This window comes from Bacteroides zhangwenhongii (assembly GCF_009193325.2).
GTDB classification, from domain to species: domain Bacteria; phylum Bacteroidota; class Bacteroidia; order Bacteroidales; family Bacteroidaceae; genus Bacteroides; species Bacteroides zhangwenhongii.
The window spans coordinates 3,644,926-3,658,558 of the sequence record NZ_CP059856.1 but is presented as its reverse complement, the minus strand read 5'-3'; the positions used below and the strand labels follow the sequence as shown (position 1 = coordinate 3,658,558).

Annotated in this window: 8 protein-coding genes; all 8 read right to left on the bottom strand. The window is 41.9% G+C overall.

The features are described from left to right. The 8 genes from GD630_RS14665 to GD630_RS14630 are packed head-to-tail and all read right to left on the bottom strand — an operon-like array spanning position 1 to position 13,579. Complete coding sequence (locus tag GD630_RS14665; RefSeq protein ID WP_009001139.1) at positions 1-1,170, bottom strand: glycoside hydrolase family 130 protein; 1,170 nt, start codon at positions 1,168-1,170, stop codon at positions 1-3. 27 nt (positions 1,171-1,197) lie between these two features. Beyond that, positions 1,198-2,559 (bottom strand): apiosidase-like domain-containing protein, encoded by a 1,362-nt coding sequence (locus GD630_RS14660; RefSeq protein WP_143868842.1) that lies wholly within the window; start codon positions 2,557-2,559, stop codon positions 1,198-1,200. Between the two features lie 4 nt (positions 2,560-2,563). Then, positions 2,564-3,604 carry a glycoside hydrolase family 5 protein gene (locus tag GD630_RS14655; RefSeq protein ID WP_143868844.1) on the bottom strand — a complete coding sequence of 347 codons (1,041 nt, stop codon included), beginning with the start codon at positions 3,602-3,604 and terminating at the stop codon, positions 2,564-2,566. A gap of 19 nt (positions 3,605-3,623) precedes the next feature. Continuing rightward, positions 3,624-6,185 carry a glycoside hydrolase family 2 protein gene (locus GD630_RS14650; protein WP_143868846.1) on the bottom strand — a complete coding sequence of 854 codons (2,562 nt, stop codon included), beginning with the start codon at positions 6,183-6,185 and terminating at the stop codon, positions 3,624-3,626. A gap of 19 nt (positions 6,186-6,204) precedes the next feature. After that, positions 6,205-7,290, bottom strand: coding sequence for a glycoside hydrolase family 5 protein (locus tag GD630_RS14645; protein WP_143868848.1), 1,086 nt, complete (start codon positions 7,288-7,290; stop codon positions 6,205-6,207). A gap of 59 nt (positions 7,291-7,349) precedes the next feature. Then, positions 7,350-8,522, bottom strand: a complete 1,173-nt coding sequence (locus GD630_RS14640) for a glycan-binding surface protein (protein ID WP_143868850.1) — start codon at positions 8,520-8,522, stop codon at positions 7,350-7,352. Positions 8,523-8,551: 29 nt separating this feature from the next. After that, positions 8,552-10,315, bottom strand: a complete 1,764-nt coding sequence (locus GD630_RS14635) for a RagB/SusD family nutrient uptake outer membrane protein (protein ID WP_143868891.1) — start codon at positions 10,313-10,315, stop codon at positions 8,552-8,554. A 12-nt stretch (positions 10,316-10,327) separates the two neighbouring features. Continuing rightward, positions 10,328-13,579, bottom strand: a complete 3,252-nt coding sequence (locus GD630_RS14630; RefSeq protein ID WP_143868852.1) for a SusC/RagA family TonB-linked outer membrane protein — start codon at positions 13,577-13,579, stop codon at positions 10,328-10,330. Between the last annotated feature and the right edge of the window lie 54 nt (positions 13,580-13,633).

Below are 13,633 nucleotides of genomic sequence, written 5' to 3'. Positions count from 1 at the left end.
TTATTGTTTCAGGTATTGCTTATTATGATTTACCATAGTAATGATCTGTTTCACGGATTCTATGGAACGAAAACCGTCTGCCGGCGTGTGCAGACAATAATCTACAAGCTGGCTTACTGTTGATTCGGCTACATGAAGACGGGTGTCGGAAGACGCATAATAGATATAAACTTTTCCGTTGTCATCTTCAATCCATCCATTTGAGAATAATACATTCGATACATCACCGATTCTTTCTTCTCCTATGGGAGCCATGAAATAACCTGCAGGTTCGGCTATAATCTGTGTCGGATCTTCTAAGGAAGTCATATATAGGTATAATACATAGCGTAGTCCGGCTGCGCATCCTCTTACTCCATGTGCCAAATGTAACCATCCCTGTGGGGTTTTTATGGGGTGTGGCCCTTCTCCGTTTTTTACCTCCTTGATCGTATGATAAAACCGTTTATTGATGATCTTTTCTTCTTTTATTTCGGCATGACAGATGTCGTCTATGAGTGCCCAGCCAATGCCTCCTCCATTACCAGCGTCGATAAAGCCATCCTGGGGGCGGGTATATAAAGCGTATTTCCCGTTAACGAATTCCGGATGAAGCACAACGTTTCGTTGCTGGCTTGGAGATTTCAGGTCCGGTAAACGTTGCCATGTTTTCAGGTCCTTTGTTCGTGCAATACCTGCTACGGCCACTGCTGACGATAAATCACCTGCCGGAGCGTTCGTATCTTTACGTTCCGCACAGAAAATGCCGTAGATCCATCCGTCTTCATGTGCGGTCAGGCGCATGTCGTACATATTGGTGTCGGGAACATCTGTTTCCGGCATTTCTATCGGATAATCCCAAAAGCGGAACCCGTCTACCGGGCTGTCGCTTTCCGCTACTGCGAAGAATGACTTTCGGTCTGCTCCCTCGACACGTGCCACAAGGTAATATTTATGATTGATTTTGATTGCTCCTGTATTCATTACCGCGTTGATGCCAATCCGCTCTTCCATGAATGGATTCTGTTTCTCATCAAAATCATACTTCCAGATTAATGGTGCATGTTCTGCTGTTAACACAGGATAGTGATAACGTCTGTATATACCGTTATTGTTATTGCATATCTCATTTTTCCGGGTGATAAGAGCTTCATAGTGCTGTGTCAGCTCTTCTAATCTGTTACTTTTCATATTCTATAGTTATTTTTTATCAGTTGGTTATTCGATTATTAAAACCCAGTCATTTCCTTTTCCTTCTGTAGGCGAGGATATGGAAATCGTATCTGTTGTCGTATACTGGTAGAATGTGGTTTGTCCGTTACGGGGATTCATCCATTTTAAAGTCCGTTTGGGACTACTCATGGAAGGCAGATAGATGGTTCTTTTCCCACCTTGCGGAAGATATACCAGTATATAGTCTTTGTTGCCGAAGGCTACGGGGTAGTTTGTCTTTTCTAAAGAGGCATTGCCAAAAATGCTTTGTTGGCTCTTCCCTTGAGTAAAATCAAATTTCTCCCATAATCTGCGAAAGTGAATTAAATCCCATGCTCCTTGTTTGTCCATAGCCTGATGCCATGGAGTATCGGCATCACATTTAGATTCGCGTCCGGTGTCAAACATTTGCCATATATCATTACAACCATATGTATAGCCACAGGCTCCACTGAACATGCTTTGGTAGAGTGTATGGCGGACGTCATCCTCTCCGAATCTTCCGTTCTCTTTTTTAAAATTGATCGGAATATTCTCATATCGGGGTTCTCCATCCATACATGGTTTGTGTGGCTTCCTATTTAAGTCGGGTAGAAGTATGCGTTGATAGATGGCGAAATCCTGTTGAGCATGTCCGGACTGACACATATTGAAGTCCAACCATGGAGCGTCGTGAAACCAGTATGAGGATGAGTGTTCACCCTGCGGATGATAGGTCATCAAATGATTTTGGTCTATACTTTTAATGCCGGTTGCCAATGCGTTCCAGATGGATCGGTTTTTTCCGCCTCCACTCCGGTCACCTCCTATTATCCATATCAGGTTGGGCATATTCATATAGCGTTCTCCCAACCACTTGCCATATCTATACGCATTCTCCGGGGTGAAGATTTCCGGTCCTTTTCCCCATTGTTTGTCTACTTTATCGCCCCAGGTTGGCAGCAATGCTATATATAAACCTTTGGTCGCAGCCAGAGAAATTACTTTGTCTACACGGGCGAAATACTCGGGGGAAGGTTGGTCGATATTACCGTCGATTAATTGGGGGACTCCGTTGGAGGAGGTGTTAATGCCGTCTAATTCATCCAGAATTACAGTTTGTATGACGGTAAATCCCTTTTCTCTGCGATTCTCCAAATATCGTTCTGTCTCTTTGTCGTTTAAACGGCTGATGAGTTCCCAAGCTGTATCTCCCAGATAAAGAAAAGGAGTTCCATCCGTGTATTCCAGGTAGCGACCGGACGAATTTACCCGTAAGTTGCCTTTTGATAGATTCGTGGCACTTCCTGTCCACCGGTCTTCTTGAGCAGAAACACAGGTCGTACAAAGAATGAATAAAACGTAGCAGATGGAGAGTCGTTTGAGCATGATTCTATTTCTTTAAAGTATGCGTATATTTCTCAACTATGGGCATTTGCGGCCTGTCTTTTCCCTCTTTAGGGGTGATTGCCATGAAATAGGTATCCCACCACGGACCTGCTGCCCAATAGGTGCCGTTGATTCCGTTCTCTTGTAAATAGTGCAGGAACAAATCAAGAGTTTCATTCCAACGGGGATCATTGTCGGGAATTCCATATTCTCCGATAAAGCCATGGAAATTATTTTGTTTGATCCATTCGACAAAAGGTTTTACCCGGTCGATACCTTTTTCCGGATAACATCCCTCTTCTTCATAGGAATATTTATAAGTACCGGATGCATCTTTGTCAAAATATACATGCGCTTCAAAAGCGAGATTATTAGCAGGGTCTTTTAAGAATTTGAGTGTATCGCTTTGTTCAATCCAGCGTTCTGCCGATGACCAGTCATTGCCGCCTACCATGATAAGGGTGTTGGTATCGACCTGTCGAATGGCATTGATGGATGCTTGCGCCATGTCGAACCAATTAGTTCCGGGAGCCAGATCGTGTGGTTCATTCATCAGCCCGTAGCCGTATATATTTTTGAAAGTCGAGAATTCTTTAGCGATAGCTTGCCAGAAAGAGGCCAGATCTTCTATTGTTAATCCGTTACTTCCGATAAGGGTGTGTTCGTTATTCATGTAACGGCGACAATAATTATGCAAATCAAGAAGTACGACCATATCCCGCTTTTCTGCAGCTCTGACCAGTTCTTTCATTTTATTGAGGTCATGTTGGTTCAGCGGGCCTTTCAGATCCAGTTGCAACCGTTCCCATTTAAATGGTAACCTGACAAGTTTCAGACCTTTTTTGTGCCAATATTCGAGGTCCTGATCTGTCGGATAAGTATAGTCTTTATTATATTCTCCGGGAAAAGATGAACCGAAGTCGGCACATGCGAGGTTGACACCATAAGGTTCACCAGTCTCTTTTACTGGAGGTTGATTGCTTTTACATCCATTTAGAGTAAGTAAGCTTAGTAGTAGAAAAGCCGAAATAAAAACTTTTTTCATAATGTTCTGTTTAATAGGGTTATTGGAGGTTCCAGCCTTTTACAATCACTGGAGATTCCAAGTTTATTTTTAATTTTTTTGATTCCTGTGGATTAAGCCATATATAGTTCTCCGAAACGATGAGTTGATCCATCTTCTCCGGTACTTCTATGTGTACTCCGATGGCAGGATATTTTCCTGTATTTGTCAGAATCACTGCATTGCCCCTACGTTCCGTCTTTATGGTTGTCTGGGGCATTGATAAGATGGAGCCCGGGCGCACTTCATAATTGGTGAAGTAGTAATTCCGGTAGATACTCCGGTTATTTTTCACTATATCCAATACAAAGAACAACATGGTAGATTTGGTTTGCTCTCTGTTTAAATAGATTTCTCCTAGTTTTTTTACAACATTCTCATCTCCGGTGCCATTAAACGTATGGTTGGCGACAGTGTCTAGTTGATCATTGTATATAGATACCTTCACTTGATAAGGTTTTTTGTCCAGTTCTTGGCAATCATCGAGCAGATAAACAGGAAGGCTGACTTCCTGGCTGGAGAGATTGCTACGGTCAAATAACATAACTGCCGCTAGCGGAGCAAAAGATTTTTGCACAAAATAATGAATGGGTTTAATGATGCCGTAATAATCTACGCACGACCACGAGACGCCGGGATAATTGTCGTTCATCTTATAATAAAGTGCTCCCGTAGTATGAGGCCATAATGTACGTGCCCGTTCTAGTGTATGTCTCACTCCCACTACTTGTGCTAATTGTGATCCGAGAATGAAAGAAGCCAGCGAATCTTTCGGCATAAAATAACCGGAGTATTGAACGAGCTTTCCCATTTCTCCCATTGTTCCGAAGATAGGAGTGTGGTGTGTGAAGTTACCGCTCCTTCGGGGAGGCCACACCTCTTTCTCCCCATCTAAATATTTGTGTACTGTCTCAATGTGAGGCAATGATGCTATCCCAAATTCTCCCCAAAAAGGAGCGGTCATATTCAAATTATGATTGAGGTGGGCATTATCCCACCAGCAGTTATAATTGTGTTGGCTGCCTCCCCAAGCTTCCCCGCGATGGAAAGGACGAGTTCCGTCGAGTTCGATGCTTAGTCGTCCCATCATGTCAATGGCAGGGCCGAATGGCTTGTCCGATTCATTTCCTGCTCCCCACATCACAAGAGAAGGGTGGTTTCTGAGTCGTTTGGTATTTCTTTCTACCGTCTCTTTTAAAAGAGAGTACGGCTGCGTGTTATGGCTATTCCAGGCTGTTGGCCATTCTTGCATAACCAGTATTCCGTATCTGTCGCATAATTCGTAGAAGTCATCCGTCTCGGGCATTCCTCCTCCCCAAGCTCTTAGCATTTGTATGTGCTGGCTTTTGGCTATCTGAAGTAAATGCTCATATTTATTTCTTGAAAAGTCCATTAATGCATCCATGGTACACCAACCTGTTCCTTTTATAAACATCGGTTTCCCGTTGATGACAAATGTCCAGTTATAATAATCTTCTTTAGCACCATCGGTTAATGGCCTCATCTCAATCGTCCGGATGCCGAATGATGTTTTTACATGAGCTGTTTTTCCTTTTTGTGGAATGAAACGGAGATTAAGATCATATAGAGCTTGTTCTCCTCTGTCATTAGGCCACCAAAGGTGTGGATCCTTGATTTGAAAGTCCAAAGACAAGGTTTCTTGTTTACGTCGGCTGTTAATGTCAAAACGATAATATTGTTTTATTCCTTTGAAGTTTTTGGGAGATACTTCAGCATATAATACTCCTTTTAATGGAGATGATTGTTCGTGTAAATCAAACGTCAGACGCATTTGACCATCGAGTGAACGAGTGGCGACGAAAGGTGAGTCTATATCTACGGCGGCTTGTTCTTTTAGTTGGACACTTCGCCAGATTCCCAATGACGGAATTTGTGCATAATGCCATCCGTAAACGCAATTGAACACGACTGTATATTTCCAACTTTCATTTGCGTTGGGCGGCCAGTTCCCTAAAAACATTTGAGGAATGGCTTCAAGTTTTACTATGAGCGTATTTTTGTTCTTTAAATATTTACCTATTGAGAAATCAGGTCCTCCGAACATTCCTTCGTGTGTTCCTAGGAGTTTTCCGTTGAGCCATATAGTACATTTATTGGCAATTCCGCCAAAAGATAATATGCTGTGAGATAAAGGGGAGTTTAGTTCGAACTCCCGCTTCATCCACCATGTTTTATAAGATTGTTTTTCCGCTATAGAATCATTTTGACCGATGTATGGATCGGGTATGATTTTATTTTCTACCAGTGCGGTATGAATACTTCCCGGTACACGGGCAGGTATTTGATCTGTCCAGGAGGTATGCAAGCGTTCTTTTTCTGTTCCTCCTTCCGCCAGTTGCCAGATTCCGTCCAAAGAGAACTCCGCAGGTATATTTCCAACTGGAGGAATATTACCTGTTTCAGTCATCTGTGTACCTTTTACCTCTATGGGAGAAGGCTTTGCTGCAAAGCTTTTCCTGTCTATCTCATCCATGGATTTCTGTGCGATAACCATTGGTGTAGATAGAAGTAAAGTGATGATAGTGATGAATCGGGTTCTCATGGACAGTATTTAAATCTGGTTATTGTTGCGTACTTTTATATTTCAGGAGCGTATTCAGTTGCGGACGATCCTGAGTGTAATTGTTGGTCGGTTGGACAGATAAGGGATAATCGCCCCATCGCGGACCGGCGGACCAATAAGTTCCGTTCACTCCATTTTCTTGTAGATATTTGAGGGCTGAGTCAAGAATATCTAACCATCGGCCATCGGTATCAGGTACTCCATATTCTCCGACAAATCCGCGTTTGTTGTTTTCTTTCAACCAGTCAACGAAAGGTTTCAAACGTGCTACTCCTGTTTGAATGGTTGCTCCATCTTCATCATATCCTTTATCATAGTTTCCGGAAGAATCCGAATCGAAATAGATATGAGCCTGGAATATCAGGTTGTTACTTGGGTCTGTCAGAGTTTTCAGGTTGTCGCTACATTCCTTCCATCGTCTGGCGGAGCTGAATTCATCTCCACTGACAATGATGGTTGTTTTAGTATCTACTGTACGGATAGCGTTAATGCAGGCTTGGGCTATGTTCACCCATGGAGTTGATGCGAGCATCTCATAAGGTTCATTCATTATATCATATCCCCAGATATTCTTGTAATCCTTAAACTCTTTTGCCAGTTTTTCCCATACGTCGCAGAAATTATCAACAGTGCACCGTGCATTACCGATGATTGCATACTGATTGTTTTGCGAACTTTGTCCGTCGCAATATACGCAATATCTTCCAAAGTTATGCATATCCAAGAGTATCTGCATGTTTCTATCTTCAGCAGCTTTGACGAATTTTTTCATTTTTGCCAACTCTGTTGCATTTAGTTCTCCATTCATTGTGGGTTGTATGCGTTCCCAACGGAATGGAAAACGTACCAAATAGAGGCCTTTGGCTTTGAAATAGTCCAGGTCTTTTTCTGTTGGATAACCATAGTGTGTACCATCTACCCCCGGATATACATTTCCAAATTCAGCTCCTGACAGATTCACTCCGAAATAAGCCGTCTGTTTGGTGGGTTGGGGGTCATCACCATTTTCTTCTTCTTCTGATTTAGAACAGGATGAAAATAGAAGTGCTACAATTGTAACTAATGAAAATAAATCTTTTAGCATAAATCGAATCATTTTTGTTGGTGAGGGAACGCCGAAACAAAGGCGTTCCCTTTTTATTTTTACTTATGAACAAATCTGAAATTACACATACTTAAGTCGAAATCTTGAGCAGATTCGGGTGAAAATACGATTTTGAAAGCAGTATTGGTACTAGGATCGATAGGGTTAGGTAATAATGCTTCCGTATCGGCACTGATTCGTACTGTTTGCCATCCACCATAGGTGTTGACTGGAAGTCCGCCTTTGGAAGGATACCATATATACTCTCCTAAGATGATACGTGCCTGGGCTGATATTGGGAATTTAGCTCCAGTACAAATTTCAAATCTTAAATCGTAAGAGGAGGGATCTGCAGCTACTTCTGCTGGTACAGTAATAGTTCCGGCCCACATGACCATCCATCCCCAAGCGTTCACGGAATAATTGAAGCGGATATATTTTCCTCCTTCTACTAACGGTTCCGGTTGTCCTTCTAATGTGCCGTCGCATAGAAAATTTTTCGGGGCATCAGGGAAGTGGCTGGAATGCGTAAAAGCACCGAGTCCCGGCCAATTGTTGAAGTCGAAAAGCTGAGATACTCCCGGATCCATGTATGTGAGTTTGTATGCTTCATCCATGTTTGCTCCTTTTATGGTAAGGGTTGATTTGGGAGTGGCATTTGCCGGGATTTCTATTGTCAGTTCTGTACGGGTTGCATCGATTACATTAACCGGTAGGTTACCCAGATTGACAATCGCTTCTTCAATGGTAATGCCGTAAAGGTCGAAATTGTCGCCTGTAATAACTGTTGTATCTCCCGGTTGGGTGAATTCATTCTTGAGTCCGTTGATGGTTAAATCAGGGATGGAAACAACAAAAGGAATACTAAGTTCTCCATGTTTGGTTGTGATATAAATCGTGTTTGACACTTCTTTAGGAAGTGCACGGGGAATAGGTGCAAGAAGCATATCGTAGGTAGAATAGATCTCCTTGCTGTCCACTTCAATGTCATTGAATTTCAGTGAAGTGATGTCTCCGAGATTTGTTCCTTCAATTCGTACTACTTGTTCGAAATTTGCCCCGTCAATAGGAAATTCGGCGTCTGTTGCCAAAACGACTTTGTCTACACTCGGAGCACCTGTTGACGGTTTGTTTTCTTTGGCCTTCAGATCGTCCACTTCAACAATATCCGTACAGGATGTTAAAGCGAATATGGATGCTGCGATTATTGCAAAATATTTTATTTTCTTCATAATCTGTTTTTTTACATGGTTATAAGTGATTAATCCCATCCTGGATTATTTTCATTAATTCCTTGGTTGGTCAGGATTTCGAGAGTCGGAATCGGGAACAGTAAATGCTTGCTGGAACGTTGTTTTACGTTGTTTGCCTCATCCATTCCGCCTAAAGCATTCATGGCTTGCAAATAAATTCCCCAGCGTATTAAGTCCCAACGACGATCACCTTCTAAGGCTAATTCCATTGCACGTTCTTCAAGGATAGCGGAACGCAGGCTGGCTTTGTCGGTGAAATTTGCTAATTCTTTGCCTGTTGCGTTACTGCGTGTGCGGACATCGTTTAAAGCATCTACCGATTCTTTTGTCGGACCGTTTAATTCATTGGCTGCTTCTGCAAAGATTAAAACAACATCGGCATAGCGGAGGAATGGGTAATTAGCATCCGTACGGGGCTGTGTCTGATCAGCTATCTGTTGCGAGTATTTAGTCGTGAAAGCAAAGAACTGTTCTGATCCTCCCTCGTCACATCTCCATCCGGAAGTTACTTTAGGATTATCGAATGGAGGTTCTTTAGCTTCAACCATACGTTGCCATTTTCCGAAATTCGGATAATATGAGCCGCCTCCCCAGCTGGTATCGGAGTTCTGGCGTATCCAGCAATGTAACACTCCTTTGTCTACACGGTAGTCTTTTTCTTCAAATAATAGATACCAGTGTTTTCTGCATCCTACTGTCAAGCTGTTGTCTATGTTGCCTGCTGCATTGAGTCTGCCACAGTAGTGAGAGCTGAATAATGTACCATATAGTTCGTCTCCGGATTTAGTTTGCAAGCTGAATAAATGCTCGCTGCAAGTCTTGCCGGAAGGAGACCAGATCAAATCATAGTCCTCAAGTTGGTGTGCTCCATATTCTCCTCCGATAATATCTCCCGCAATTTCATAGGCCAGTCTGTAATATTCTTGGGAAGAAAAGCTCTCGTAACCGGCAACTTGATCCTTGGAGAATGTTGTCGGAACAGGTTCTGTATACACTTTGGTCATAGTACCATTTACATTCTGCATGACAAACGGTGCACCGGTCTTTACTGTTATCTGTTCTCCGGTAGCCGTGGAAGCAGAGCCGATAGTTGCATATACTTTGGCTAACAAACCTGCTGCAGTTGCAGCACAGACTCTTCCGGGTTTAAAACCATTATCTGTGTTTTTATAAATCATATCTTTAGCGTCTTTAAGCAAAGGTATGATTGTTTCCGTGTATACTTGTGCAATCGGAATACGCGGATTGTTGGTATATTGTCCGGATTCGTTTACACTGACAGAATAAATAGGGATAGCTCCATAAGCGCGTACCAGATAGAAATATGCCCATGCTTTAAGAAAATAGCATTCTCCTAATGCATTCTTTTTAAATGCTTCTGATACATTTTGCATCTTATTGATTTCAGAGACTGCAATGTTTGCCCGATTAATCAAAGAGTACATTCCGGTCCAAAGTATATCGGCCTGCCCGTCACCTCCTTGGAAGTTACCGCTTCCGAACTGGCTGAACTGCCATACAGCGCCGGAGATATAGTCACAGTCATAATCCAATGGACGTGGAAAACTACCGTATCTGAACATGGCTTCGTGTAATGTATTATATACTCCTGTTACCCACATGTCGGCACCATTATCAGAATCTTCAACATCTTCAGGGGCAATGAAGTCGAAAGGTTTTTCCTCGATCATACTTTCGCATGATGTCATTACTGCTCCGGATAATAGGAGAGTGGATGCCATCAGATATATGAATATATTTTTCTTTTTCATCATTTCTTGAGATTATAACGTTAATTTAAAACCTATTGAATATGTTCTGCTGCTCGGGTATGAGAAGATATCGACTCCTCTTCTGGAAGCGTCAGAACCAAAGGCGTTTACATCCGGATCAAACCAGCTATAACCTGTAATCGTGAATACGTTTGTGACTGTTCCGAAAACAGATAGGTTGCTGATACCTTTTATGACTGAACCGAAATTATAGTTTAAGTTGATCGTTTTTAGTCTGAAGTAAGATCCGTCCTCTACATAGCGGTCAGAGAGCTTCATATCACGAGTCATTGCAGTAGTGACGCGAGGCCATTTGGCGTTAGCTGCATTCTCTGGTGTCCAGCGTGAGTCATAAGCATCTTGAGTGATGTTGGCAATACTGCTCATTCCGATATTTGTCAGGTTACCGTTGAAAATATCATTACCATGAGTCCCTTGGAAGAACAATCCCAAAGTCAGATTTTTCCATCGTAAATTGGCATTCAAACCGTAAATAAAGTCAGGATTGGTATCACCGATGATAGCACGGTCTTCTGATGTTATCTTTCCGTCATTGTTTTTATCCAGATATTTGATCTCACCGATCATTCTGCGGGCTTCGTCATCAGAAGCTTTGGCATATATCGGATCTGCACGGACTTCTGCTATATTATCGTAGAAGCCGTCTTCTATATAGCCGAAAATTGTTCCGATAGGCAATCCGTTTCTTTGCAAAAATACTTCTTTGGCGCTATACCATAATTGGTTGGCATATTGATCTGCTGTTAAACCTCCAATTTCGTTTTTATTAAAGGAGATGTTACCGTCGAATTCTAAAGTCCAGTCTTTTTTATCCAATGCAACGATTTTACCGGTTAGCTCAAGTCCTTTGTTTTTGACATGGCCGAAATTCGTCCACATGGTAGTATAGCCGGTACTGTTCGGTATAGATACATTTTGTAACAGGTCATTGGTTTTCTTGTAATAATAGTTAGCAGATAAACTAATTCTATTATTCCAGAATCCCATGTCAAGTCCGATATTATATTGGTCGGTTGTTTCCCATTTGAGTTTGTCATTCAAAGGACCTTTGTAAGTTTGTCCTGCAAATCCACTGCTTAATGTCCCGTCCAGAGGGTAATTGGATGGTGCAAGTGAAGCGATAGTCTGGTAACTGCTGATAGCTTGATTACCTGTTTGACCGTAGCTGAGGCGCAATTTTAAATTGCTGAATATATTCAGGTTCTTGATAAATTCTTCTTCGGATAGAGTCCATGCTACCGCTCCTGAAGCGAAGTTTGCAAATTTGTTTCCCGGAGCAAAACGGCTTGAACCATCGCGGCGGAATGACGCTGTGAAGATATAACGGTCTTTGAATGTGTAGTTGGCACGTCCTAATAAAGAGACTAAAACTGCTTGCCCTCGATAGCTGGCCGGTGCCTCGATATTTAATGCCTGACTCATGTCGAAGTCTTGTGTGATGTCAGTCGGGAAGTTGGATGCGTTCATTGTTTTTCCACCCCAATCAGATTTTTCGTAAGTGAAACCGGCTACTACATTGAGATGATGTAATTTGTTGAATGTCTTATCGAAAGTAATCAATGATTCTGCTGTTAAGTTCTGCCAGAAATTGTCACTCTTACCAGCACGTCCATTAGAGGCTTTACCTTCTCCTGTTTCACGATTGTAGTAACTTGCACGATCGTTTACTGAATAACTGATACCTAGATTCTGACGGAATTTCAAGCAATCGAGGATTTTAATCTCGGCAAACGAGGAAGTAAATACATTGATTGATTTCAGCTCATCTTTAGCTGTATTAACGTATGTACGTGGATTGGCTGACAACCATGCATAAGAATCATCTTCTGTCTTGTCTCCTACATATAATGTCGGTAAATAAAGCATGGCAGAACGGATAATACTATAATCATAAGAATTTGACTTGGCAAACTTAGTTAACGAACGGGTGAAGTTGATATTTAATCCCGTATTTAACCAGGGTTTCACGTGGCTTCCGATGTTGGCACGAACAGCAAAACGTTCATAACCGGAATTCTTGATGATACCCGATTGATCTGTGTAATTACCGGAGAATGCATAATTGCTTTTCTCATTTCCTCCCGATACACTAAGGTTGTATTCCTGTGTTAATGCATCTTGTAGGATCTCGTCCATCCAGTTGGTGCCCTCTACCCATTCTTTATTACCATATTCGTCTTCGCGATAACCCGGATTGAGATAATCTTCCGGTGAAGCATAGTATTTACCGGAGTTAGGAACGATTTTGTCGTTCTCATCGCGACGGTAGTTCCATTTTCCACGATAAGGAAGGTATGAATAGGGAAGATTGTCATAAGCAGCTCCGTTGATTACACCTTCATTTACATAATTAGCGTAAGTGTAAGCATCCAGCATTTTTACCATTTTGGCTATTTTAGAAAGGCCGAAGTTGGCAGAGAACTCAACCTTAGCGTCTCCGGCACGACCTCTTTTAGTGGTGATCAATACAACACCATTAGCTCCGCGAGAACCGTAAATGGCTGTTGCAGAAGCATCTTTTAAAATATCAATTGATTCGATATCATTAGGATTGATTAATGAAAGAGGATTGGTTGTGGAGTTATTGCCTTCATTTGCCTTACTGCTTGGAGTATCTCCTACCTCAAACGGAATACCGTCGACAATGTAAAGTGGCTGTGAATTTGTAGAGAATGAGTTGGCACCACGGATAGTGATACTTACACCTGAACCGGGAGCACCGTCACTCTGGTTCACTTGTACACCGGCTAACTTACCTTGTAAAGCTTGGGAAATACTAGTCGGATTACCAAGCATCAGGTCATCACTTTTAATAGAGGAAACGGCTCCGGATAAATCTTTTTTCCTCATTGTACCATAACCGATAACGACTACTTCATCCAAAGACTTAGTATCATCTTTGAGTGAAACGTTGATTGTTTTACGGTTCCCTACAGTGACCTCTGTTGTTCTATAACCGATAAAAGTGTACTGAAGAACAGATCTCGGGCTTTCTACTGTTATAGTATATTTACCGTTTAAATCAGTGATGGTACCATTGTTCTTTTTAACTCCTAGCTCAACAATATTAACTCCGGGAAGGGGGTCACCTTTGCTGTCTGTAACAGTACCTTTAATCTCAATACCTGCTGCTGTGGCAGCTGTATTTATCATCCAAAACATAATCAAGAAGAGCCAGACTCCTTTTGATTCTTTTAGCATCCGCACTTTTGAGCGGGGAAAAGAAAAGAGATTCTTTTTCATTTTTATCAAATTTAAAATTAACTTTAGTATAAAATCTCGTATATTAATTTATTA